At 27.7% G+C, this 24,403-nt stretch carries 23 protein-coding genes and 1 riboswitch; of the genes, 13 read left to right on the top strand and 10 right to left on the bottom strand.

What is annotated here, in order from left to right; translation table 11 throughout:
- Positions 1-167 precede the first annotated feature (167 nt).
- From IC173_RS11650 to IC173_RS11640, 3 genes are read right to left on the bottom strand one after another with little or no spacing between them, the layout of a single operon-like run.
- Positions 168-1,484 carry a TolC family protein gene (locus IC173_RS11650; protein WP_227432630.1) on the bottom strand — a complete coding sequence of 439 codons (1,317 nt, stop codon included), beginning with the start codon at positions 1,482-1,484 and terminating at the stop codon, positions 168-170.
- Positions 1,485-1,506: 22 nt separating this feature from the next.
- Positions 1,507-4,638: an efflux RND transporter permease subunit gene (locus IC173_RS11645; protein WP_227432631.1), complete on the bottom strand. Its 3,132-nt coding sequence runs from the start codon at positions 4,636-4,638 to the stop codon at positions 1,507-1,509.
- Positions 4,639-4,642: 4 nt separating this feature from the next.
- Positions 4,643-5,866 carry an efflux RND transporter periplasmic adaptor subunit gene (locus IC173_RS11640; RefSeq protein ID WP_227855583.1) on the bottom strand — a complete coding sequence of 408 codons (1,224 nt, stop codon included), beginning with the start codon at positions 5,864-5,866 and terminating at the stop codon, positions 4,643-4,645.
- Positions 5,867-6,116: 250 nt separating this feature from the next.
- Between IC173_RS11640 and IC173_RS11635 the strand changes: the two genes are divergently transcribed.
- The gene (locus IC173_RS11635) at positions 6,117-6,602 is read left to right on the top strand and encodes a MarR family winged helix-turn-helix transcriptional regulator (protein ID WP_227432633.1); all 486 of its coding nucleotides are present in this window, start codon (positions 6,117-6,119) and stop codon (positions 6,600-6,602) included.
- A gap of 114 nt (positions 6,603-6,716) precedes the next feature.
- On the opposite strand, the gene IC173_RS11630 is transcribed toward IC173_RS11635, so the two are convergent.
- Positions 6,717-8,957 carry a type IA DNA topoisomerase gene (locus IC173_RS11630; RefSeq protein WP_227855582.1) on the bottom strand — a complete coding sequence of 747 codons (2,241 nt, stop codon included), beginning with the start codon at positions 8,955-8,957 and terminating at the stop codon, positions 6,717-6,719.
- Positions 8,958-9,069: 112 nt separating this feature from the next.
- Here IC173_RS11630 and dut point away from each other — a divergent pair, with 112 nt between their 5' ends.
- Together dut and IC173_RS11620 are read left to right on the top strand one after the other, a co-directional pair.
- On the top strand, positions 9,070-9,501 hold the full coding sequence (dut, locus tag IC173_RS11625; protein WP_227855581.1) for a dUTP diphosphatase: 432 nt from the start codon (positions 9,070-9,072) through the stop codon (positions 9,499-9,501).
- Between the two features lie 260 nt (positions 9,502-9,761).
- Entirely contained in the window at positions 9,762-10,952 is a 1,191-nt protein-coding gene (locus IC173_RS11620) for a C40 family peptidase (protein WP_227855580.1), read from the top strand.
- Positions 10,953-11,216: 264 nt separating this feature from the next.
- On the opposite strand, the gene IC173_RS11615 is transcribed toward IC173_RS11620, so the two are convergent.
- From IC173_RS11615 to IC173_RS11605, 3 genes are read right to left on the bottom strand one after another with little or no spacing between them, the layout of a single operon-like run.
- Positions 11,217-11,789, bottom strand: coding sequence for a manganese catalase family protein (locus IC173_RS11615; RefSeq protein WP_227432637.1), 573 nt, complete (start codon positions 11,787-11,789; stop codon positions 11,217-11,219).
- A 28-nt stretch (positions 11,790-11,817) separates the two neighbouring features.
- Complete coding sequence (locus IC173_RS11610) at positions 11,818-12,084, bottom strand: spore coat protein CotJB (protein WP_021385274.1); 267 nt, start codon at positions 12,082-12,084, stop codon at positions 11,818-11,820.
- On the bottom strand, positions 12,084-12,293 hold the full coding sequence (locus IC173_RS11605) for a spore coat associated protein CotJA (protein ID WP_227432638.1): 210 nt from the start codon (positions 12,291-12,293) through the stop codon (positions 12,084-12,086). Before IC173_RS11605 ends, IC173_RS11610 begins: the two co-directional genes overlap by 1 nt.
- Positions 12,294-12,560: 267 nt before the next feature.
- Here IC173_RS11605 and IC173_RS11600 point away from each other — a divergent pair, with 267 nt between their 5' ends.
- The 6 genes from IC173_RS11600 (at position 12,561) to IC173_RS11575 (ending at position 18,155) form a co-directional block, all read left to right on the top strand.
- Positions 12,561-13,421: a tRNA 2-thiocytidine biosynthesis TtcA family protein gene (locus IC173_RS11600; RefSeq protein ID WP_227432639.1), complete on the top strand. Its 861-nt coding sequence runs from the start codon at positions 12,561-12,563 to the stop codon at positions 13,419-13,421.
- A 37-nt stretch (positions 13,422-13,458) separates the two neighbouring features.
- Entirely contained in the window at positions 13,459-14,496 is a 1,038-nt protein-coding gene (locus tag IC173_RS11595) for a 3'-5' exonuclease (protein ID WP_227824162.1), read from the top strand.
- 373 nt (positions 14,497-14,869) lie between these two features.
- On the top strand, positions 14,870-15,376 hold the full coding sequence (locus IC173_RS11590; protein ID WP_227855579.1) for a flavin reductase: 507 nt from the start codon (positions 14,870-14,872) through the stop codon (positions 15,374-15,376).
- A gap of 304 nt (positions 15,377-15,680) precedes the next feature.
- Positions 15,681-16,352: a hypothetical protein gene (locus IC173_RS11585; RefSeq protein WP_227855578.1), complete on the top strand. Its 672-nt coding sequence runs from the start codon at positions 15,681-15,683 to the stop codon at positions 16,350-16,352.
- A 158-nt stretch (positions 16,353-16,510) separates the two neighbouring features.
- Entirely contained in the window at positions 16,511-17,017 is a 507-nt protein-coding gene (locus tag IC173_RS11580; protein ID WP_227432643.1) for a PolC-type DNA polymerase III, read from the top strand.
- A gap of 127 nt (positions 17,018-17,144) precedes the next feature.
- On the top strand, positions 17,145-18,155 hold the full coding sequence (locus IC173_RS11575) for a biosynthetic peptidoglycan transglycosylase (protein ID WP_227432644.1): 1,011 nt from the start codon (positions 17,145-17,147) through the stop codon (positions 18,153-18,155).
- 551 nt (positions 18,156-18,706) lie between these two features.
- Here IC173_RS11575 and IC173_RS11570 read toward each other — a convergent pair.
- Positions 18,707-18,883, bottom strand: a complete 177-nt coding sequence (locus tag IC173_RS11570; protein WP_227432645.1) for a hypothetical protein — start codon at positions 18,881-18,883, stop codon at positions 18,707-18,709.
- A gap of 48 nt (positions 18,884-18,931) precedes the next feature.
- A riboswitch (cyclic di-GMP riboswitch) is annotated at positions 18,932-19,028 on the bottom strand.
- Positions 19,029-19,744: 716 nt separating this feature from the next.
- Here IC173_RS11570 and IC173_RS11565 point away from each other — a divergent pair.
- Genes IC173_RS11565 through IC173_RS11555 form a run of 3 tightly spaced genes read left to right on the top strand, consistent with a single transcriptional unit; the run spans position 19,745 to position 21,876 of the window.
- Positions 19,745-20,119: a BlaI/MecI/CopY family transcriptional regulator gene (locus IC173_RS11565; RefSeq protein WP_255612849.1), complete on the top strand. Its 375-nt coding sequence runs from the start codon at positions 19,745-19,747 to the stop codon at positions 20,117-20,119.
- The gene (locus tag IC173_RS11560) at positions 20,112-21,263 is read left to right on the top strand and encodes a M56 family metallopeptidase (RefSeq protein WP_227855577.1); all 1,152 of its coding nucleotides are present in this window, start codon (positions 20,112-20,114) and stop codon (positions 21,261-21,263) included. Before IC173_RS11565 ends, IC173_RS11560 begins: the two co-directional genes overlap by 8 nt.
- Before the next feature lie 16 nt (positions 21,264-21,279).
- Positions 21,280-21,876 (top strand): peptidoglycan-binding protein, encoded by a 597-nt coding sequence (locus IC173_RS11555; protein WP_227432647.1) that lies wholly within the window; start codon positions 21,280-21,282, stop codon positions 21,874-21,876.
- A 124-nt stretch (positions 21,877-22,000) separates the two neighbouring features.
- Here the strand turns inward: IC173_RS11555 and IC173_RS11550 are convergent, their stop codons facing one another.
- Positions 22,001-23,017 carry an alpha-hydroxy-acid oxidizing protein gene (locus IC173_RS11550; protein ID WP_227432648.1) on the bottom strand — a complete coding sequence of 339 codons (1,017 nt, stop codon included), beginning with the start codon at positions 23,015-23,017 and terminating at the stop codon, positions 22,001-22,003.
- Positions 23,018-23,349: 332 nt separating this feature from the next.
- Positions 23,350-23,532: a hypothetical protein gene (locus IC173_RS11545; protein ID WP_227432649.1), complete on the bottom strand. Its 183-nt coding sequence runs from the start codon at positions 23,530-23,532 to the stop codon at positions 23,350-23,352.
- A 325-nt stretch (positions 23,533-23,857) separates the two neighbouring features.
- On the opposite strand from IC173_RS11545, the gene IC173_RS11540 reads away from it, so the two are divergent.
- Positions 23,858-24,277, top strand: coding sequence for a DUF3785 domain-containing protein (locus tag IC173_RS11540; protein WP_227855576.1), 420 nt, complete (start codon positions 23,858-23,860; stop codon positions 24,275-24,277).
- Positions 24,278-24,403: the final 126 nt, after the last annotated feature.

Raw genomic sequence — 24,403 nt, 5'->3', positions numbered from 1 at the left:
TCCCAGTATATATTTTTTACAATTTATTAGAATAAAATTCATATATTGGGAAATATTAATAGTAAATAAATAATTGTTGCTATAAAGTAGAAATTATCTTTAAAAGCACAAATTAATTTACAGTCTCCAAATTTATTTTAGTAAATAAATGCTTTTATACAACAGTATTATTTTTTGCCTCCATCGCTAAGTATCCATGGCTTTTCTATCCCATTTTTTAATGAATTATAGTTTACAATAAGTGTATCATAGCTATTTTTAGCATCTTCATTGCTTACTACTTGTTTTTTATAGTCAGTTAGAGTAATCAATCCTAAGTCATATCTTAGCTTAGTATTTTTTAATTGTTTTTCCGATAATTCAAGCTGTTTTTTAGTTGTTCCAATTGTATCTTCTAAAGCAAGTAATTGTGCATAGCTATCAATCAAGCCTTTTTTTAGAGCTTTTTTACTATCCTCTAGTGTAACTAAGCCATTTTCAGTATTATATTTTTGTTGAAGATAATTTGCATATGTAGTAAGTCCAGATGCATAAGTCTGTCTTTCAAGATTGTATGCTTCAACTGCTTTTTCATATTGCTCATAATCTTTATCATATTTCTTCTTAAGAACTTCATATTCAGCATCAGTTAAACTACCTTGTTCTGGTTTTGTAGGAGCAACTGGTCTTGTAAGATTAGGTCTATCTGGTAAATCTGCCTTATTTTCATCGTCATCATTAAAACTTTCTTCTGTACGTTCTAAAATCAATTGGTCATACTTTAAGTATTCATTAACCTTACCTTCCATGTATGAATCAACTGAACCACCTACTCTAAAAGACTCAAAACGGTATTCTTTATCTAATTGATAGTTGTCTAAATTTATATTAGTCAACAACTTAAAATAATCTTGATTATTTTTTAGTTCTTGAAGTTTAGATTTTTGAGTATTTTGTAGCGTCTGAAGTTCAAGCTCAGCTGACTCAGTTTCCAATGATGTCACTAGACCTAAATCCTTTTTTAGCTTCATATCTTTAATTTCTTTAGTTTTTATCTCAAGATTATTTTTTATTTTATCTAACTCATTTTCTCTTGATACTAAATCATTGTACTTATTAGTAATATCATTTGCTATTTGGTCTTCCATAAAATATTTTGCCTGTTCGCTTTGATTTTTAAGAAGTCCAATTTGGTCATATGGAAATGAGTTGTCACTTCCAGTAAAACTATCAAATTCATCCTGTACTTCTAGTTTTTCTTTTAACATTTTTATTTCTTCTGATTTCATTTTTAATTTTTCACTATTTTTAATTGCTGCACTGACAGCATCTCTAGCAGTTAAAAGTTCTTTTTCAGCCGTTCTTTTAGTCGAGTCACTTAAGGTAGCATTATCAACTTTATTTATAGAAGAAGTATTATCATTTGCATAGGCTGGCATTAAATTAGCTGTTATTATACCAACACCACATCCAATTGCAATTATTTTACTAACTTTTTTCTTCAATACAATCGCCCTCCATTTATATTTAAATTTTAGCTTTTAATTTTGGTTTCTTAAATATTTTTCCTTTTATATCTCCTATTTTATCTGTTATTTTACCAAATATTTTAGGCATCCTATCTGAAAACTTATTTTCCCACTTATCAAATATTAAATATATAGTAGGGATAAGTACTAGTGTTATTAGTGTAGATACAGTAAGACCACCCATTATAACTACGGCTAGTGGTTGCATTGTTTCTCCACCTTCACCAAGAGATAATGCTGTTGGTAACATACCTAGAATTGTTGTTGCAGTTGTCATTAAAACGGGTCTTAGTCTCGCAGCACAACCAATTGAAACCAATCCAATTAAATCATTACTACTATTTGCTTTTCTAAGTTGTTCTATGTAGTCAATAAGAACTATACCGTTGTTAACAACGATACCGATAAGTAAGATTATACCTAACATACCTACAGTACTTAAACTTTGACCAGTTACCAAAAGAGAAAGTACAACTCCAACAAATGCAAATGGCACACAGAACATTATTATAAATGGTTTACTAAATGATTCAAATTGAGCTACCATTACCATATAAACAAGTGCTATGGCTATAACCATTGAGAATCCAAGACTGGCCATAGATTCATTCATCATTTCTGTTTCTCCACCAACACCAATAGAGTAGTCTTTAGGGATTAACATCTTATTAGTTTTTTCTAATGCTAATTTTGTAGCTGTACCAGCATCTAAATTATCAAGTGTTGCAGTTATATTTACAGAAAAATCACCATCAGTTCTTGATATGGACTGTAAACCATCTACCATTTTTATGTCCGAGAAAGCTCCAAGAGGTACTTCATTTCCAGTTGTAGAATTTACTTTTAACTGTTTTATATCTTCCAGATTATCGATACTATCTGCTTTAAACTTTAGATTTACATCGACTTTGTAGTCATCAATAGTAGCAGTAGTAACTGAATCACCATTTATTGCAGTACGCAATAATCCTGCAATTTCTGCTGTATTTACACCGTATTCTTGAGCTCTATGTTTGTCTATTGTAAATTGAGCTTCTTGTGTTGTATCTGTAAGGGAAGTCTCTACATTTCTAAATCCTTTTATAGAACTGAATTCTTTTTCAACTTCTTTTCCTAATATCTTTAATACATCCAAATCAGGCCCCTTCATCTCTAATGTGAAGTCTGCTCCTGAAGTTCCACCCATAACACTACTATTTTGACTTACATTTATTTTACAATCTGGAACAGTAGCAACTCTATCAATTATTTCTTTTTCTATTTCATCGGTAGTTCTTTTTCTATTTTTTTGAGATTCCAATTCAATTGCTATACTTGCACTATTATTATTTGAGTCTGATGTCAAACTTGTTATCAATGTCTTGATTTCTGGAATATCTGAAACTTTTTTCTCTGTCATAGAAACATAATAATCATTAGCTTCTAAGCTAAGACCCTTTGGAAGTTCTATAGAAATAGCCAATTCTCCTTTATCTGCTGCAGGCATAAAGTCCATACCTATAAAGCTCATTCCGAATAGAGAAGCTACAAATATAAGTAAACTTGATATTACTACTAATTTCTGATGTCTCAAGCATACACTTAGTAATCTTTTATATCCTTCACTTACCTTATCAAATATAGGGCTATCTTTTTCCTTCATTTTTTCACTACTTTTACCTCTACTTAGTTTTGCAAATACACTAGGAACAAGAGTAATTGCACCTATAAAAGAGAAGGCTAGAGAAGCTATAAGTGTTTTACCTAAAGCCCCAAATGTTATTTTGGCTATACCTTCTGTAAACATAATAGGTAAGAATATAGCTATAGTAGTCAATGTTGATGCTAGTATTGCATTGGTGACAGTTCGTGTACCTTCAATAGCACAATCATCAATGCTCAAACGACCACTTTTCCTGTATTTAAATATGTTTTCAATTACAACTGTAGCATTATCAACGACCATACCAACTGAAATTACCAATGAACTTGCAGTGATAAGGTTTAAACTTTCGCCTGTAAAATAGAGAACAGCTATTGCTCCTATTATAGAAATTGGTATTGCCACTGCAACAACTAATGAAGCTCTTACACTTTTTAAGAAAGCAAATATTACTACAAATGCAATAACTGCACTTATAAGTAAATTGCTCATTACGCTGTTTATTGATTCGCTTATGTAAGCACTTGTATCATTGGCAATTTTAATTTTAAATTGTGGATTTTCTTTATTCAATTCATCTACATATTTATATGCATCTTGCATAACTTTTACAGTATTTGCATCTTGTTGCTTAGAAATATCTATTACTAAACTGCTTTTTCCATTGTATCTATAAATACTATCTTTGTCTGCAAATCCATAATCTACACTACAAAGAGTATCTAAGTTAACAGTGTTTCCTCCTTTTACAGGAATTTGAATCTGTTTTATATCATCCAAAGATTCTAATTTATCAATTGATCTTAAGACTATCTTATCTTCACCTTGAGTAATTGAACCATAAGGGAATGTTTTATTACTAGATGATAAAATACCTTTTATAGTCGATAAACTAACTCCATAATTTGAAAGAACTGATGGGTCAGCTATTACATTAACTTGAGCTTTTTCTCCGCCTTTAATGTCTGCTGATGTAGTACCATCTATAGATTCTATTTTAGGTTGAATTACATCTTCAGCGTATTTTCTTAGTGCTTGTGCATTATTATTTCCACCAGATATAACAAGCTGACCTATAGCTTGTGCATTCATATCTAATTTTAGTACTGTTGGCTTAGCTGCATCATCTGGTAAACTAGTTTGTAATGCATCTACTTTAGATCTAACATCGTTCATTATTTCATCTAGGTTGGTTCCAAATTCAAATTGAGCTACGACCATAGAAACACTTTCTTGTGAACTTGATATAGTTGAGCTTACATTTGAAACAGATGATAAACTTTCATCAACTTTTTGGCTAACTTGTTCGTCAACGTCTTGAGGACCTGCACCTGTCCAAGTAGTCATAACCATTACAACAGGTATTTCTATATCAGGCATTAGATTTATTGACATTTTTTTATATCCAATACCACCAAAAACTATTAATACTAAGAAGACCATTATGATTGTGAGAGGACGCTTAACGGAAGTATGTGTTAAATTCATAATACTATTTCTCCTTTTCTACAGGAAATATCTTAGTTCCATCAGAAATAAGACTTATCCCCCCAATAACCACTGTATCTTTTTCACTTACACCACTTTTGATTGCTATTTTATCCTCTGTTACAATTCCAGTTTGAACTAATGTTTTCTTTGCTATGTTATCTTTAGTTGCTATGTATACATATTTTTTTCCATTTTCTTCAAATATTGCTTTTTTAGGTACTGTAACAGCTCCATTTTCTTTTTCAACGCTTAAGTTTACTTGTGCAGACATTCCTGCTTTAAATTTGTTGTTAGTATTAGTAACAAGTATTTTAACAGGATATAAAGATGTCTGAGGATCAACTACTGAAGGAACATAATCTATCTTTCCTAAAACTCTTTGGTCTTCAATAACAACATCTACATTACCATCCTTTTTAAATTTAGCTATATCTGCTTCTGCTACATTTAAGCCTACTTCTAATATATTAGGATTAGAAATCACAAAAGCTGGTTGTGATTGTGTTATCATCTCTTTTGAGTCAAAGTTTTTGGCTGTGATTGTTCCATCCACTGGAGCTTTTAATGTCAGCTTATCTAAGTTACTCATTGCTAAGTTATATGATACTTGAGCTTGGTCAAGTTGTTTTTTAGCAAGTGATTTAGCTTGAGGTATACTTTTTGAAGTTGCTGTATTGTATGCTCTTTGTGCAGAATCTAGTTGTTGTTTTGATTGTTCTAAAGCAACTTCTATTTTTTTAAATTGGTCTAAACTAATTACTTCCTGCTCATAAAGAACCTTGTTATTGTCATAATTTCTTTGGGATTCATCATATTGAAGTTTTGCGCTATCAAGAGCTGTTTTTGCTTGATTCACTTGAGCTTCTAATGCACCCCCAGTAGCATTTGCATAACTTGCTTTTGCTAAATCTAGTGATGCTTTAGACTGTTTTACACTGTTTTCTAAATCTTCACTAGTTATACTCAATAAATCATCACCTTTTCTTACATTTTGGCCAAGTTTCACATAAACTTCTTGAACTGTGCCAGCAGTTTGAGCAGTAACTGATGTCTCATCTTTAACTTTTGTAGTTCCTGAGAAAGCATTTGTATTTTCTATTTCTCCACCTACTGCCTTTTGAACAGAGACTGCTATAGGTTTTTCTGGTTCAGGTTCATCTGTTTTTCCACATCCAACTAAGAACAGTGAACTACACATTAAAAAAACTACTAAATATCTTTTCATATCTCCTCCTATTATATTTTACACTAGCTTGTTGTAGAATTTAAAGTGTCTTATAATTTAAGTTTAGTTTTAGGCTAATTAAAAAACTTCCCTTTTTTGGCATTTTATAATTCTCTAATTTGATTATAAATTTATAATTATTATGAGTCAATAACTTTTTCTTGTTTTAAATTTATTAATAGTTTATAATTTATACTATAATAAGTAATGAATATTTTATTACAGTATTTATTGAAGGGATGTTACAAATATGGATAACGATAATATACTTAAAATAGCAGACTCTTTTTTAGACTTTTTATTTGTACTTCAAAATAATATATTCAAAGAAAACGATTTGTTAAAAAAATTTCAAAACAACTCAGATATGATGAAAGAGTATTTTGGAGAGTGTCCAATGGCTCCATCACATGCAAAGGTAATTCTTTATCTTATGACATCAAACTCATCATCAATTTCTCAAATAGCTTCTAATTTAGGAATACTAAAATCAAATATGACACCAATTATTGATAGATTGGTAGAGCATAATTTAGTAAATAAATTTCCTGACCCAAAAGACAGAAGAGTTCTTAGAGTTGAATTGACAGATAAAGCATTTGAATTATTTGATATTGTACAATCTATTCTTAAAGAGTCTATAGTAAAGAAACTATCAAATCTTTCTGATGAGGAACTAACTTTATTAGATGAACATACACTTAAACTATCAGAAATAGTAAAAAAATTAGTTTAAATGTGCATATGAGAAGTTATTATATAAAGTTAAATTTTTACACAAAGCAGAAATAGCAGTAGTATAATATATTTAATATTATACTACTGCTATTTCTGCTTTTATGAATATTATTTAATTCTCAAATTCTATTTTCCAGTTGAAGTAGCCAGTATCTGGATTTTTATTATATTTTAATGTAGCATCAAACTTGTTTCCATTTTTAGAAGTTAAAGATTTTACTTTTGTCTCACCTTTTTTTAAAATATTTTTGACCATAGTTTTATTAACTTTCTTTTTGTAGAGGCTTAAGTATTTGTCATTTTTCCAAATAACGAACTTACACTCTTTATGATTTTTACAAGCAAATCCTTTATCAAACTCAAGAACATCACCTTGACAAATAGGACATTTACCAAGAGACGTATTTTCATTATTGGTTTTATTTTCTTTTTTGATATCTGTATCTTTTGATACAGCAATTTCCTTTTCAGAATCAGTTAAACTTTTTTTGGAACTATTTTTTGAATCCTTTGCTTTTACCTTGGTAAATTTTTTAGTTTTTGAATCAAAAGTATAAGCCTCTGTATTTATATTTTTTGAAGCATCCTGTTTTATAATATTAACATTTTGATATATAAAACTAATAATATGAGTAAGATATTCTTTTCTAGTGTATTTACCTTTTTGAATATCACTTAAACTTTTTTCAAGTTTACCAGTGTAATCTACATCAAATAAGTCCTTAACAGGAAAAATTTCAACTAAATTTTTCCCAAGGTCTGTTATAAAGTAAGATTTGCCTTTTTTCTTTACATAGCCCACTTGACTTATTTTTTTTAGTACATCAGCACGTGTGGCTGATGTTCCTATTGAATACCCTGAAAGTACAGTTGTGTCTTCTTCAGGTACATTTTTACCACAATTTTTCATAGCTTTTAAAAGTGTATCTTCAGTATATGATTTAGGTGGTGTTGTTTGTTTGGTTAATGGCTTTATCTCTAAGACATCAACAATATCATCCTTGTTTACAAATGGAAGTAAATCGTTTTTTTCTTCCTTATTATACACCTCAAGGTATCCCTTTGATTTAAGTACTTTTCCTTTTGTTAAAAAAGTGCAATCATCTACTTTAGTCTTAATTTCTGTATTCTCATATTCAGCAGGAGGCATAAAGTTTGCTACAAATCTATCTTTTATAGCATCATAAACCAATTGTTCATCTTTAGATAAATTTTTTGGTATTATGTAAGTAGGAATTATAGCACTATGTGAATCTACTTTGGATGAATCAAAGACCCTTTTTGTTTTGGAGAATTTAATTTTATTTTCATATTCAAGACCGACTTTTAATTTTTCTAAAGTTTGAGAAGCCTTTGAAGTTAAACTTTCTTCTAAAAAAATAGAATCGGTTCTTGGATAAGTTATATACCCACCTTTACCATTACCCTCATAAAGAGATTGACATACATTTAAAACTTTATCAGAGGTAAAATTAGAGTACTTAGAAGTTATATATCCTTGAAGTGATGTTAAACTAAAAAGTTTTGGTGCATACTCTTTTGACATAGTAACTTTTTTATCTAGTATTTTACCAGTTTGAGATGTAATTGAAGCTATGATTTTATTTGCATCTTCAAGTGTGTCAAATTTACTTTCTTTACCTTTAATATATTTACCTTTATATTCACCATTTTCAGCTTTAAAATGACCTTCTACTTCATAATAAGTTTTGGGAACAAAATTCAGTATTTCCATATCCCTATCATAGACTAATTTGACTGTTGGAAGAATTACTCTACCTACATTTAATAATTTTCCATTTCCATATTTTAATGTAGCAACGGAAGTGAAGTTTATTCCAATTAACCAATCAGTAATAAGTCTTGTATATCCAGCAGCTTGAAGATTTCTCATTTCATCTTCATCTTTTAAGTTTTTTATACCTCTCGTAATGTCTTCTGGAGTCCATTCATTTACCAAAATTCTTTTTACTGGTTTCTTATTTTTTGCAAGTAAAAATATTAAAAATGCTATAAGTTCTCCCTCTCTGTCATTATCAGTGGCATTTATTACATATTCCACATCTTTTCTGTTTAAAAGTTTTTTTACAGTATTGAATTGTTTTGTTTTAGAACTATCAATTTTGAATTTAAACTTATTTTCAGGCACAAATGGAAAGTTATTCATTTTCCAAGAGCCAGAATACTTATCTTTATCATAATCTTTCATATCATATAATGATACTAAGTGTCCAACTGCATAAGTAATTATATAGTCATTTCCTTCAAAGTAACCATCTTGTCTAGTCTTTGCACCTAAAAACGATGCTATAGTTTTTGCAACAGATGGTTTCTCAGCAAGTACAAGTTTCATAAAAAATCCTCCTTTAAAACACTAATAATTATATTACCACAAAAAAATAAAAAACTTCAAGAGGCTGAAATTTAAGTTATAATATTTATAGGAAATTGAAAGGAGATATAAAATGTACAATTTAAAAGTAAAAAAATTAAATGACGACGCTATAATACCTAATTTTGCTCACAAAGGTGATGCTGGTATGGATTTGTATTCTATAGAGGAGGTTGTAATACCTTCTGGAGAGACTAAACTTATTAAAACTGGAATATGTATAGAACTTCCTGCTATGACAGAAGCGCAAGTAAGACCTAGAAGTGGACTTGCTTTAAAACATTCAATTACTGTGTTAAATACACCAGGAACTATTGATGAGGGATATAGAGGAGAGCTTAAAATCATATTAATAAATCATGGAAAAAATGATTTTAAAGTTGAAAAACATATGAAGATTGCTCAAATGGTAGTAAAACCTATATATGAGATTAATATAGAAGAAGTTAAAGAATTAAGTGATTCCGAAAGAGGAAAAGGTGGATTTGGTTCAACAGGGTTATAAAAGTTACAAAAAAGTTAAAAAATATAAAATTGTTTAATAAGATATAGTTTGGCTATATAACTGAGTTTTAACCTCTCTATGATTAAAAAATATTTATGGTAATTTATGGTATAGAATTATTACTATAGACAAATAGTTACAAATTTGTAATAATATTAATATAAAAGAAATAATTGATATTTAAAAATAGTGTCAATTATTTCTTTTATGTTAGAAATAAAAAATAAATCTACTAGAAAAGAGGAGATGAGTGGAAAGTTATGAATTTTAATCAAAAGAGAGTAGCAACCAGTATAATGGCCACAGCGATAATAATGCCTACAATGGGGAATTTAGCATATGCTAATGAGTCTGAAATAGAAAGTTCAACTGTAGAAAGTAGAACAATAACAGGGAATGCAGTAAATTTTAGAAAAGGACCAGGTACAAATAATGCATCTATAGGAAAGTTCTACAAAGGTGATAAAGTTGAGTACATAGGAAAAGATGGTTCTTGGGTAAAAGTTAAATATAATGGGAATACAGGTTATGTGCATGAAAAATATTTATCAATAAATAGCCTAGGAAATAGTAATGAAAGTAATGATGCTTCAGTAAAATCAACAAAAGTTGTTACAGCAAAGGGATTAAACTTTAGAACAGGTCCAAGTACAGGAAGTTCTAAAATATCTACTTTGGGATATGGTACTGAAGTTGGATACATATCTGAGTCAAATGGATGGTCAAAAATAAGTTCTAATGGTAGAGTCGGTTATGTTTCAAGTAAATACTTAGGAACTAACTTAAGTGATTCTGCAAATGGAAATGATGGAAGCAGTTCAAGTGATATTGTAAAGGATACAAAAGTTGTAACAGCAAAATCATTAAACCTTAGAACAGGACCAGGAACAGGACACTCTAAAGTGGCTACGTTAAGTTATGGTACTGAAGTTGGAAGTATCTCAGAAGATGGTGGATGGACAAAAGTAAATCATGATGACCAAACAGGATATGTATCAAGTCAATATCTTGCAGAAAAAGGTTCTGTTGATACTTCAACTCCATCCGATTCAACTAATTCTCCAAGTCAGGGAGCTGATAGTGTAATAGGCTTTGCAAAGACACTACTTGGAAAACCATATGTATGGGGAGCAGAAGGTCCAAATAGTTTTGACTGTTCTGGATTCACACAATACGTTATGAAAAAATCTGCTGGAGTTAGTATACCAAGAGTATCTAGAGACCAAAGTAAGTATGGAGCATATGTAAATAGAGGAGACCTTAGAAGCGGAGATTTAATATTCTTTGATACACAAGGTTCAAATAATGGCTCTGTAAGTCATGTTGGAATATATATGGGAAATGGAGAGATGATACACGCATCTTCAGGTTCATCAAAAAAGGTAACAATATCTAATATAAATAGTAGTTACTATTCAAGTAGATATGTAAATGCAAGAAGAGTTTTATAATCATTTAAATTTAATGATAAAACTTTATAAATAGATATTTCTTTATTGCTTATAAAATAAAAGCAGGTATGGTGTCAATAGTATTGTAGATTACTATCTATTATTACTGTTGATTCAGTACCTGCTTTTTGTTGTTTATTTATTCTATCTGCGTATAGAAAATGGACAGTTCTTTATAGTTTTTTATATTTTTAAGCTAATTTAAGCGAAAAAGTAAGTTAGTAAATTAGTAAATAATTGTAGTTTTATATATAAAGAAGAATTTTAGAATATTTTTTGACATTCCTCTAATTCATAAGCATCCATTAAAGCTTCACCAAATCTTTGATAGTGAATTATTTCTCTTTGACCTAAGAATTTTAGTACGTTTATAACATCAACATCATCTGTTAAGTTTATAAGTTGATAATATGTTGCAAGTGCTTTTTGTTCAGCAGCCATATCTTCATGTAAATCAGTTACAGGATTTGACATAACTGCGATAGGTCTTACATCAAATGGAACCCCATTTGAATCTGTTGGATAAATTCCATATCCATTTTGTGCATAGTTTGAGCCAAGACCAGCAGCTTTTAATTCTTCTGGGCTTACATCAGAAGTTAACTGATAAACCATAGTACATATAAGCTCAACGTGAGCTAATTCTTCTGTACCAATATCTGTTAAAAGTGCACGCATATTACCAGTAGGCATTGTATATCTTTGACTTAAATATCTTAAAGATGCAGCAAGCTCTCCATTTGGTCCTCCAAATTGAGTTATAAGAAACTTAGCCATTCTTGGGTCACAAGTTTTTATATTAACTGGGTGTTGTAAAGTTTTTTGATATATCCACATGAATTTTCAATCCTCCAATACTTGATGTCTAATAATTAAATTCTCTGTCCCAAGGCCAAGGTTGCTCAGCCCATTGCCAAGGGCATCTACTTGGAGCATACCCAAAGTTAGTTAAAGGACCATATTTATTTTCGTAAGCGTATCTAGCCTGTGCAAATTGGTTACATAATGAATTGTAAGTGTTGATAGCATTTTTATCATCAGGATGAGTGTCTAAATATAAGTTCATATCAACACATGCAAAAGATGTTTCCTGAATTTTTCTCATAAGTTCAGCTCTAGATGAATCTTTCATTATCTTCTACCTCCTCTTAATTTTTTTGGCTTAGCATATAATTCTTTGTTGTACATTTCAGATTCTAATAAATTTAGTTCTGGAAATATAGTTCCAAATTTTAATGCATCAGAAAGGCAGTACATTTCTGTGAAAATTTGATTATTAATATATGGTCTAGCCAAAGATGAACCACAATTTTTTTTAATATCTCTAGTTTTATTTTCCAAGATGAAAACCTCCTTGTTGTAAATAGATAGGTAAGTCTATCTAGTGTATAATATTCATACATTTAAAAATCGTTACTCATAATAAAATATTAAATGAGAAAAATAAAAAAGATAATAAAAGAAAGGCTTTATTTATGTTATTATAAGTTTATGTGTTATTGTAAACTATAAAGTATTTATTAAAATTAAAGTAAAACTATAGTATTTTATAGAAGTAGGTAGACTTTTTTGTAAAATATTATTAACATAAATATACGAGGTGATTAAATGAGTGAGCTATCAGGAAAAGGCTGTGAAATTATAGTTCCTTTTGAGGAAAGACTTTCACTAAGGGATATAGAAAAAAGTATTATAAAAAAATATAGAAAACATTTATGGTCTAAGTTTATAAAGGCAATAAGAGATTATAAACTAGTTGAAGAAGGGGATAAAATAGCTGTAGCAATATCTGGAGGAAAAGATAGTATTCTTATGGCTAAAATGTTTCAAGAATTAAAGAGACATGGACAAGTTAATTTTGATGTTGAATTTATTGCTATGGACCCTGGATATCATGCAAATATAAGGCAATTACTTATAGATAATTGTGAGTATTTAAATATTCCAATACATTTATTTGATTCAAGAATATTTGAAATAGCTGATGAAATTGCAAAAGATTATCCATGTTATATGTGTGCAAGAATGAGAAGAGGAGCATTATATTCAAAAGCAGAAGAATTGGGGTGTAATAAACTTGCATTAGGTCATCATTATGATGATGTAATAGAAACAACTATGCTTAATTTGTTGTGTGCAGGAAATTTTAAAACTATGCTTCCTAAGCTTAATTCCACTAATTTTGAAGGAATAAAAATTATAAGACCACTTTATTATATAAGAGAAGAACACATTATAAGATTTATCCAAAATAGTGGTATATGGCCTTTAAATTGTGCGTGCATGGTTGCTGCTAAAAAAACTGGAAATAAAAGATATGAAATAAAAGATTTAATAAAAAGTTTAGAGCCAAATTTTAAAAATGTAGAAAAATCCATATTTAAAGCAGCAGAAAACGTAAATCTTGATTCGGTACTAGGGTGGCAAAAAGATGGGGAGAAACATTCTTTCTTAGAAAATTATGAATAAAAGTAATTAAAAGAATCACTATAAACAATTGGAAAGGGTGTTTATATTGAAGAGAGTATATATAGATTTTGAGATGAATATGCCAAATTCTAAATCAAAGAGAGATATATTAAATTCAGATATAATTGCAATTGGAGCAGTTATGTATGATGAAAAGACAAAAAATATTGATAAGTTTAAATCTTTAATAAAGCCAGTAAGTAATGCCCAGTTGTATCCTCATATACAAGAGTTGACTCATATATCTTCAGAAGAATTAAAGTATGCACCAAGCTATGAAGAGGTCATGAGAAAGTTTAAAAAGTGGTTAGGCATATTTTCTGAGATTGAAGGAATATATACTTTTGGTAATTTAGATTTAACATGTTTCAATAACACTGATATGAGAAGTTCTAAAAAAAACAATCATCCAAGGTTCGTAAACAACATTAGAGAGTTATTTGTGGATATAAAAGAGAAATATATAGAGTGTGGTATAAAATGTATGAACTATATATCACTAAAAAATTTACTTGAATTTGCCAACTTAGAGTTTAGTGGAGATGCACATGACCCATTAAATGATGCATATAATTTATTTGTTTTGGATGAGGCCATTACAAATAATGTAGATATACAAAATATTTTAATAATGCTAGATATAATAAGACCTCCATTTAATAACATAAATCCAGATTTAAATGATTGTTTTGATAAATTTAAAGAATCACTTTATAAAAAAGAAGGAAATTATGATATTGTAGATTTTTCTATTGAGATAATAAAAACTGTGAGAATGTACTTATTGACAATTATAAATATAAACATACAAAACATAGAAGTTATAAAAGATATAGATAAAAAATTGGATACTATAGATAAATTAAAGAATATAGAAGATGGATATTTTTATTTATTGGAAGATGTGTATTTTGATATAAAAGATTTATTAGAAGATTTAATGCTTTATAGAGTACATGAAGATGAATACAAAAACGAAATAGAAAATATAATAAAGATGTTTGATGAAGATTTAGATAGTGAGAAAATATATATTGATAAGAATAATAACTTAAATGTTATTAATAAAGTATAAAAATTTACAATTAATAGAACAAAATTTGGTGATTATGATAGTTTTTGAACAAAACTATATTTAAATGGAACTAAACTACTATAAAAATATATAAAATAGTAATAAGTGTAGAAAGTGTATATACTTTCTACCTTTTTAATATTATAGTATTCTAAATTTAATAAATGTATTATATATTTTATAATTAATATATTTTATTGACATTTTATGATTAAAAAATATAAAAACTACTTCTTGCGAAAGTAATTGATTTGTTGTATTATAATTTACATGAATATGGAAAATAATCTTGAAAGCTGTATTATAAAAGTGCATATATTTAAATTTTTAACAAATGACTTATTTATTAAAAGATGAAGGGTAGGATGATGTTATGGGATTTAAAGAAGTAAAAATTGAAGAACTACAGTTTAATCTATTCACTAAAATTGGTAAAGAGTGGTTACTTATAACAGCAGGGAACTCAGATAAATTTAACACAATGACTGCAAGCTGGGGTGGTGTTGGAGTGTATTGGAGTAAAAATGTTGTAACAACTTACATAAGACCACAGAGATATACAAAAGAGTTTGTAGATAATAATGACACATTTACAATTGCATTTTTTGATGAAAAATACAGAGAAGCTTTAAATATTTGTGGTACTATTTCTGGTAGAGATACAAATAAAGTAGAAAAAGCAGGACTTACACCATATTTTATAGATGATACAGTAGCCTTTGAAGAAGCTAATATGATTATGGTTTGTAAAAAATTATATCATGATACAATGCCACCAGAAAACTTTGATGCTAAAGAAAATGATGAAAAGTGGTATCCAAAGAAAGATTATCATACTATGTATATATCAGAAGTTGTAAAAGTTCTTATAAAAGAATAGATAAAATAAATTAAAAAATATTTTTAATAGTAAATAGATATTTTTTTATTAAAAGATGAACTCTGTTTTCTGGGGTTCATCTTTTTTATTTCTTTGTATAGAAATATTTATATGAAGTATTCAAGGATATTTCATACGTATCTATTAATTATCTGTGTTTATTGTACTTAGTTTATTTTAAGAGAGATTCTTTTAAAATGAGATTTACTTAATATATAGTCCTAAAAGTATAAATGCCAACTAATAAAAATATATATTATATTAGGTATTTTAAATAAATTTTTATAGTAAAAGGGTGATTTTTATGGAAAATATAACTAGTTATTTTAGAACAATAGTATGTGTGTTTATATGTTTATCATCTGCATTTATATTTATTCAATTAGCTAGAGTTTTTATTAATAAGAAAAAAACTAGTATAAAAAATAAGTCAAAAAAAGGTTTTCGTTATGATAGAGATTTAATTGAGACAAGGAGAAAAAAAACATATACACAAGATAGAAATAGCGATAAAAATAAGAATATTGATAAGAAATTAAAGGGAGAAAAAGTATTCAAATATGATAATGGAGACTTATATAAAGGTGAGTTTATTGATGGGAAGAAAAATGGATTTGGAACATATATTTTTTCAAGTAAGGAAAGGTATGAAGGGTTATGGAAAGATGATAAGATGCATGGAATAGGTAAATATACTTATAAAGATGGTTCAATATATACAGGGGAATTTAAAGATGGTTTTAAAAATGGTCTAGGAAAATTAACTTATCCAAATAATGATATATATAAAGGTTATTTCTTAGATAATAAGAAAAATGGCAAAGGTGTATTATATAAAAGTGATGGAAATAAGCAGGCAGGAATATGGGAAAATGATGAACAATGTAAAAGTTTAGATTTTAAAGAATTAAGCAATAAAGAATTAAATAATAATGTTTATCAAAATAGATTAAATGATAATAAGATAAAAATTTAATTATTATAGTAAAATAATCTTTATTTATAATGGAATATCTGCTGTATATTTAGTAAAATTTGTAAAAATTTCATATATCATATAAAATTAAGTATTGATTAGTATATTGCATAAATATAGAATATAAATATATCCATTTGATAATAAGGAGAAGAGATATGAGAGAATATGTAGTTGTAGATTTAGAAACTACAGGATTAGATCCATATAAAGGTTGTGAAATAATAGAGATAGGTGTAACAGAAATAAAAAATGACGAAATTGTAAAAAACTATTCAAGGTTAATAAAACCTAAGGGTATAATTTCTTCATTTATAACGGAATTGACACACATAAGTAATGAAATGGTAGAAAAAGAGGAGTCTTTAGAGTTGGTTTTACCTAGATTTAGAAAATACATAGGTGATAGAACTATAATTGCACATAATGCAAAATTTGATTTAAAGTTTTTAAATTACTATCTTAGAAAGTTGGATTTAGAGCCAATAAATAATTATATATGTACACTAGAATTATTAAAAAAATGTAAAAGTTATAAAGGAAAAAATAAGAAGCTTGAAACAGCTTGTGCTTATTACAATATAGAGAATATAAATGCTCATAGAGCTGATAGTGACACTTTAGCAACTGCAAAGCTATTTTTAAAAATAAAAGATGAATATTAATCGCAAATATAGAGAAAATTAGTGAAAATATCCTTTATAAAATTGACCCTTAAACTTACAATTTTGTTCTTTGATTTATTTTGTGGAACAATGTATAATGTACCTTATATAAAGAAGGGAGACTAAAATGGGTTATTACAATGATGATGATAATAATAAAATAAGACGTAAAAAAGTTAGTAATAATAAAGATAGTAATAAAAAATCTAAACATTCTTATACTTCAACAAGTAAAAAAAATAAAAATTCTCAGACAGCCTCTAGTAAAAGAATGAGTGAAAAGGTAGATTCACAAAATATTATAAAAAGAGATAGTTTTACAAGAGATAATGTAAGACCTTTAAATACAGATTATAGTCAGAGAGATAGACGAAGAGTTGAGTACAAGCAAAGAGATAGAAAATTAAAAAGCAAAAAAAGAAGAAAGCAAAAGAGAATTAAAATAGCTAGAGCATTATTATCTGTTATGTTAGTGGCACTTATTATATTTTCAGTGGCAGGTGCAATTTTTACAGTTTCAGCTATAAAAGGTTCACCTGAAGTCACTAAAAAATTAATTAAGTCTAAATATATAAGTAGTGAGGTTGTCAGTATAAAACAAATGCCAAAGGACTTAAAACAGGCTATAGTTTCAATAGAAGATGAGAGATTTTATAAGCATAAAGGAGTAGATGTTATTTCCTTAGCTAGGTCAGTACTTAATAATGTGTTTACAGACACAACACAAGGTGGAAGTACTATAGATATGCAAGTTTCAAAAAATCTGCTTACAAGTGATGATAAAACTATGAAGAGAAAAATAAGGGATATGTATAATGCAAAGCAGATGAATAAGATTATGAGTAAAGATGAAATCCTTGAAGCGTATCTAAATAATATGTACCTAGGAAAAAATGCATATGGAGCTGCAAAAGGAGCTGAAGTGTATTTTGGTAAAAAAGTTGGAGAGTTAAACCTAGCTGAGTGTGCTATGCTTGCGGGGATGACCAATAATCCTGCGAGGTATATTGACCATGGAGAGGCTAAGAAGAGACAGTTGACTGTGTTGTATAAAATGCATGAACTTGGTTATATAACTGATAAAGAATACAGAATAGCAAAAGCTGATGACACTCCATTTAAGTCAGAAATTGATTAAAAAATAAAAAAACTAGTGTTTCTAATATAATATAACAAAAGTTTGATTTGTCACCATATTGCTACTATAAGTTGTAATTTGGTGGCAAATTATTTTATATATTCTTGAAAATATTTATAGTTTTATATTCTACAGTCAATCTATTAATAAGAAATGAACTGGAGAAATGAGGGAATTTTTATTTAGAGTGTTATTTTAAGAGCTAGATTTATATACATTTATTCTTTCTTAAGAAATATATATTATTTCTCAAAAAGTAAAAAGTCACTCTGTGAAAGAGCGATTTTTAGCTTGATATAAAAATTGAGTGTTATAAAAAATAACTTACTATGATTGATTATGAAAATTCACTCTAGAGCAATAGATTGTAGTTTCTTTTTTTGTTTTTGATATTATTTTGTATTTTTATTCTATTGGATTTTATAAAAAATAAAACCATAACGATTATAATACAAAAAAGAAATATATTTGAATTAAATTCGTATCATTTATTATAAGATTATTTAAAAGTAGATAAAACTAAAAAGGATTTTCTAGAAAATAAAATCTATCTAATTATACTTATTTACCAAGACCATCACTTGATATAAATATGATTCTACTACATTTTCTCCGTACTCTAGCATAAAATCATCTAGCTGTGTATCTATAAAATTACAATAATCATGTGAACTACTAATATAAGCAGTTAATACATGTGTACACGTATCTATTTTCTCTATAAACATTTTACATCCCCCTAAAAAACTTTCATAAAAACAAAAAGAAAATATCTTTTTGGCAACTGGCTGACATAACTCATAAGATACTTTATAAGTCTTAGTCCCTATAGCTTTGCGTCACTAAATTTCTCTAGTTTTGCCGATTTAGTTTTATTCTACACCTATATAATACTAGAATATAATCCATTATTCAATATTATTATGAGAAAATAAAAAAGATTTTAAATTATGAAATAAATTTTGCTTAAAAAAATAAAACGAATGCATAAATTATATGGAAATACTTCTATGTGGTTGTTTGTTAAAAGGTGCCTATTATTGACTTAGGCTAGAAAAAGCTTTAGGAAACGATAGGATATGAAAAAAGAAGAATTTTAAAAAACTTATATGGTAAAAATTGGATGAAAAGGTTTGCTTTAATTCTCTTGCATATAAGACTCTATTGAGATAGAATTTATTTATGCATAAATTGACTTACACTATAGTGTGGTAATAAAACAAAGAAAGTATTTTAGCTTTGAAACAAAAGCTTTTTAAAAAATATACATAAAAATTTAATATCAAAAGCGATTTAAAGATTAGTCTAGTTTATTTCCCCAAAAAGTATTATAATGTTCTTTGCATGTAAAAAAGAATATTCATAATTAGGTACTACTCAAGATAAAAAATATTAATATATTGTCGTTATTAATAATATAATAAAAAATTTAATGAATTGTATTATTAAATCTAACTTATAATATTTTAAAAAAGATTAGAAAATTAACATAAAATGTAAAAATTCACAATTTTTTCATAAAGTATTTGACTAAAAAATTCTCTTGTTGTAGAATTATGTTAGAAAGAGTTTTGGGGGAGGTGTAAATCATGATAAAAAAAATACCACAAGCAGAACTAAAAGTAATGAAATTTATTTGGAGAGTAGATGCTACAGTGACATCAAAAGATGTTATTGAAGCAATGGAGCAAGAATATGGATGGAAACAAACCACAACACTGACACTTTTATCAAGACTAGTAAAAAAAGAATTCTTATATGCTCAAAAAATAGATAGATATACACATTACACAATAGTGGTTAAGCAACAGGAATACTTAAACTTTGAGACAAAGGATTTCCTAAGTAATATACATAATGATTCTTTGGTAAGTTTAATTTCAGCTTTACATGAGGATGAAGCTATAGATAAAAATAAGCTGGATTTTCTAGAAAATTACTTTGATAATTTAAAGGATGAATAGTTATATGATACAAGTTTTTGAAAATCTTATACAGACAACTATTGTATGTAGTCTTGGTATTTGTCTATTATTATTTTTGAAAAGATATTTATTTAAGAATTTTAGTAAAAAGTTCAATTATTATATTTGGTTAGTAATAGTCTTTAGAATGTTGCTTTTTATGTTTAATTATACAATAGTGTATGAAGTAAAAGAATCAAAAAGTAATAATGTAGTAGGAAATAATATTACAGAAATCACTGTTCCTACAGATAATAATTTTATGTTGTATTTAGCTTGTTTATGGATATTTGTAGCTATGGTTATTGCAGTATATACTTTTGTAAAGTATACAAAATTTAAAAATCTTGTTGTCGATGTATCTTATGATATAGAAGAAGATAATGTTAACTGTCTTTATAAAGATTTATTGAAGGAGTTAAAAATAAAAAAGAAAATTGAATTAAGAGGTTCTGATGAACTGATAAGTCCAGCAGGTATGGGATTATTTAAATCGTACATATTTTTACCAGATTATCCTTATAGTAAGGATGAGTTAAATTGGATTTTAAGACATGAATTGATGCACTTTAAAAATAAAGATCTTTTAATAAAGTTTGCAGTGTTATTTGTGAAAATAATATATTGGTTTAATCCACTTGTTTATATAATGAGCAATAGAGTAAATATCGATTGTGAATTATGTTGTGATGAAAGTGTTTTGAATGACTGTTCTCTAAAAGAGAAGAAAGAATATGCATTAGCACTTATAAAGTCAATTAAGTTAAGTAAAAATTATCAAAGTGGGATTTTGACAACAGAGTTTAGTAAGACAAATTTAGAAAAAAGACTAAATAGTATTGTTAAGAAGAAAGGTAGAAGTGGAATACTAATTACTATTTTGGTATTTATGACTTCGATAACATCTTTTATTGAAGTTGATGCTCAGATTAAAATTGATGAGAGTAATAATGGAATGAATAACAAGATTAATGAATTTTTATTGAATAAGAAGACTGATAAAATTATAGATATTTATTATAAAGATGCGCCAAGTAAAATTAGAAAATTTTATGAAGATAAATGCAAATTACAAGGTAAAATACCTAGAGACTATGACATAATAGAAATGAATATAAAAGATTACAATCAATTAATAAAATAATTACAAGGAGGATTTTATGTTAAAAAAATCAAAAAAAACATTAGCGATTATGTGTTGTTTAATGCTTACTTTTACAAGTGTAGCATTTGCTGACACAGGTAAAGGAGGAAGTAAGGAAGTTGTTTCAGAGAAAAATATAGATTCTTTTACTCTTTCTGGATACATATATACATATGAAAATGCGCCACAAGAAATAAGAGATGAACATAAACAGAATTGTGAAGATGCAAATATAGAACCTAAGCCAGATGATGAGATATTTGTTCCAGAATCGGCTAATCTAATGAATGATGATAATAGTAAAGGTGTTTATGCACGTTATACTGTTTCTTATAACATAGATGCTAAAACTATAACAATTATGGGTAATGAATATCTGACTATAAGTACAACAAAAGTTATACGTAAAGATGATAGTGGAAAAGAAGTTAAAGCTGCACAAATTATGTTATCTTTACTTGGTTATGGTTTAAGTATAGATAGTGTTTTTGGAAGCGATACATATAATACAATTGTACGTTTCCAAAAAAAATACGGTTTATCTGCAGATGGAGTAGTTGGACCAGCTACTTGGGATAAGTTGGGTAGACTAACTGACCCTACTCTTTCATAGGATTAAAATCTAAAAAACATATTAAATAGTGTCTCAATGTAATTTTTTAATTTAAATGAGACACTATTTTTACATGTGAAATAATATACTATTTAAATATATATGCTATAAAACTATTTTACAATCACTTCCATATAACCCTACCATCAATATCCTTAACCTCTTGACAACCAGTCAAAATCATAGTTTCACATAACTCATTCCTAACCTTATCTATAAAAAACTCAACACCATCAAGACCTCCACCAAAAGAAGCAGTAACAAAAGGTCTTCCCATCAAAACAGCATCAGCACCCAAACCTAACATCTTAACCACATCAACACCAGTTCTAACACCACCATCAGCAAGTATAGTTATCTTTCCTTTTACAACCTTAGCTATATCTGGAAGCACCTCACAAGTACCAGGCGTGTAATCAAGCACTCTTCCACCATGATTTGAAACAACAATAGCACTAGCTCCAGACTCTACAGCCATCAAAGCATCATCCACAGTCATAATCCCTTTTATTATAAAAGGCAATTTAGTCGCTTCAACCAACTCTCTAATCTCTTCAACTGTCTTAGGTGAAAAAGGATTTTCTTGAAGCTGATTATTAATTAATCCACAAGCATCAAGGTCTACACCAACTGCAAAAGCACCAGCCTCTTCAGATAATCTAATTTTTTCTATTATCTTTGAATTTTTCCAAGGCTTTATAAATACAATTCCATCTCCAGCATTATCTTTTAAAACGTCTAAATTATCCAATAAAAAAGTATCTACATTGGTATCTCCAACCATGGCATAGATTCCAGAGTTAGAGCAACCTCTAACAACAGGTTCTATGTATTCTTTTTCAGAAATCTTACCACCCATATTTAACATAGTACCTGATACAGGTGCAGCAAATATAGGAGCACTCATTTTTTTACCAAATAACTCGATAGTAGTATCTGGATTTGAAACATTATGTATTACTCTCATATTTATTTTTACTCTTTCCAAGCTTCTTCTATTTTCTATAAAAGAAGAGCCACTTCCTTTTCCTCCCATGCCAGGAACATTTCCAGCACAAGCTAATCCATTACAAATCTTACAGACTTTACATTTTCCATTAAAGTTATCTCTAGCAGATTCTAATAATTCATTATAGTTCATATCAAATTCTCCTTTTCATTATATTAAAATTGAGTATTACTATATTGAAAATATCTTAATTGTAAATGAAGAGATGATATTGTGATTAGTTAAACTGAATAATACATATTAGATATTTTTATTATTGTAGGTAAGTAAATTATAGCATATTAGATAAATAAACTTAAATTGTTTTTGTTGATATAGTATATATATAGGATATTTATTAAAATTCAAAAAGGCCATATATAGATTTTTTTAATCTATATATAGCCTTTAAATTTATGTCAATTTCTTTTTTATCAATGAATAAATAATATAGAATACAATATACAAAAAAGTTGCTCGAAATGTTAGGCTAATCCCCATTTACAAAGCAACATCATTATGCTATGTAAATTTGAATCAACAATGTTTTCACCATACTTCACCATAAAGTCATCTAATTGTGTGTCTATAAATGAATAATATCCACTTATGCTATCAATATATGCAGTCATTAAGTGTATACATTCATCACTTTTATCTTTATACATCTGTATCTCCCCCTATACAATATATAAAATTTGATACTAAATCGTATCTTATAAAATAGTTAAGTGTGTTACATCTATATCCAATCTCTGTATTCATATACTTATATTAATAGGTAAAGTGAATTTTGACAATAGGTTTTGAAAAACTGGATGTTCAAAACGTAAAGTTGGGTTTTAAGATAATTAAGTAAATTATATGTATACAATATATGTATATAACTTACTTAATAAGAAATATTATAAAATTATATAACAATTACTTTTATTAAGAATGTTTAAGTGGTAGAATAACTTGGGAGATTAATAATTATTAGGAGGATATAATATGAGTTTGTACAAGTTTATATATGAAAACAAGGAATATTTATTAAAAGAAGATAATTGCAGTGCTTTAATAAATGATGAAGAAAGTCCAATTCAAGAAATAAGCATTCCAAAAATAATTGAGATACTTAATGAATCAGAAGATGTTGATTTTGATATAGAATACTATCAAGAAGCATGCCCATTATGCTTGGAGGGTGTAAAAGAAAAGAAAAAATTCTTTCCGTTTTTAGAATATCATTTTTATATTTTTAGTAAGGATGGAAAATATGTAATAAGTAATATATCTAGTGATTATAAAGGGATGTCTTTTAATAAATTATCAAGAGCAAATAAAGTTGATAATAGTTACATTGTAAGTGTGATAATTTGCGAAAATTGTCAAGATTATATAATTCAAATAGAAAATTGTATAGTTTAGTGTAATTTATGTCTTAATTTAGGAGAAATTTCTAAATTAAGACACCGACTTTTTTTAAAAATAGTATGGAAAATTACTAAATTTATGAGATAATGAAAGTCGGAGGTGGGTTACAATATATAATAA

This window comes from Clostridioides sp. ES-S-0048-02 (assembly GCF_020658495.1).
Taxonomy (GTDB): Bacteria; Bacillota; Clostridia; order Peptostreptococcales; family Peptostreptococcaceae; genus Clostridioides.
Note: the sequence above shows the minus strand (reverse complement) of the source record. Positions and strands in the feature narration are given on the sequence as shown.